1 protein-coding gene is annotated in these 1,493 nt (G+C 68.1%); it reads right to left on the minus strand.

Features of this window, described 5'->3' with window-relative positions:
* Positions 1 to 24 precede the first annotated feature (24 nt).
* Complete coding sequence (locus ACIBTV_RS31410; protein ID WP_396710815.1) at positions 25 to 1,251, minus strand: IS110 family transposase; 1,227 nt, start codon at positions 1,249 to 1,251, stop codon at positions 25 to 27.
* Positions 1,252 to 1,493: the final 242 nt, after the last annotated feature.

The raw sequence follows: 1,493 nt of genomic DNA on the forward strand, positions 1-1,493 counted from the left end.
TCAGACATCCCAGGAGCTTGGATGTCAAGCAGCGACGGGTTGGGTTCGGTGTGACCAGGCGGTCGCCTGGTCGTAGACGGTGGTGGTCTTGAGGCAGCCGTGGAGGATGCCGACGAGGCGGTTGCCGACTTGTCGTAGTGCGGGGTTGTGGCCGATGTCGCGGGCGCGGAGCTGGTCGTAGTAGGCGCGGACGGCGGGGTCGTGCAGGATCGCGGCGCTGGCCTGTGTGTGTAGGGCGTCGACGAGCCGGTCGTTGTGCACGATCCGGGCGTGGACGGTCTTGGATTTGCCGGATTGTCGGGTGATGGGGGCTGTGCCGGCGTAGTTCTTGCGGGCTTTGGCGTCGGCGTAGCGGCCTGGGGCGTCACCGAACTCTGCGAGCACCCGGGCGCCGAGGATCACGCCGATGCCGGGTTGGCTGAGGTAGATCTCAGCGTCCGGGTGCTGGCCAAAATGCGCCTCGACCTGGCCTTCCATGGCCCGGATCTGAACGTTGAGGGTCTGCAGGATCGCGACGGTGGCGCTGATGGTGGCCGCGTAGGCGGTGGTGACGATGTCGGGCTGGCGCAGGTGCGCGGTGCGCAGTGCCCGCTGGATCGTGGCGGCCTTGTCGGCGATCCCGCGGCGGCGGGCGCGTTTGAGAGCAGCGCTGATCTGGGTGAGGGTGAGTTTGGCGGCCTGGTCCGGGGTGGGTGCCTTGGCCAGCAGCTCAAGGGTGTCGGCACCGGTCAGCGTCAGCGGCTGATAGGCATCCAACGCGGCGGGGAAGTACTCCCGCAGCGCCGCACGCAGCCGCAGCATGTGCCGGGTGCGTTCCCAGATCAGCGTCTGATGCGCGCGGGCCACCACCTTGACCGCCTCGGCGAGATCGGAATCGGCAGCGACTTGCCGCAGCTGATGACGGCGGGTCCGCACCATGTCCGCCAACGCATGCGCGTCGCCTTTGTCGCTCTTGGCCCCCGACAACGACACCAACTCCCGATGCCGGGCGGCCTGCTTCGGGTTCACCCCGAACACCTGATAGCCGGCCGCGACCAGCGCCCGCACCCACGGCCCACGATCGGTCTCGATACACACCAGCACCTGCGCCGGCGTGGCATCGTCGGGCAGGAACCCGGCTACGAGGTCGTGGAAACGGGCCATTCCGTCCACACCCTCGGGCAGCCGCGCGGTGCGCATCACCCGCCCGTTCTGGTCCTGCACCTCCACATCGTGATGATCTTCCGCCCAGTCGTCACCGACGAACAGCACAACGCCTCCCGTCCCGCCGAGGAACCCGTCGGCAGCCTGCGGGAGAACCAGCGCCCTAATGGACCAGTGCTCACGCCAACCCGGCAGGCACGACATCCCATCAGCCGTTCATCTCCCGACCACGGGCAAGGGCACGGTCTGACCCTAGGACTCACCGGTCCAAGGGGTGGGAGTGCTCACTCGCCCGCAGCTACCGGACATCGAGTCTGCCTCCCGACTGACCCGACACCTCCCATTAGGGG

The organism is Micromonospora sp. NPDC049366 (genome assembly GCF_044466625.1).
Taxonomy (GTDB): domain Bacteria; phylum Actinomycetota; class Actinomycetes; order Mycobacteriales; family Micromonosporaceae; genus Micromonospora.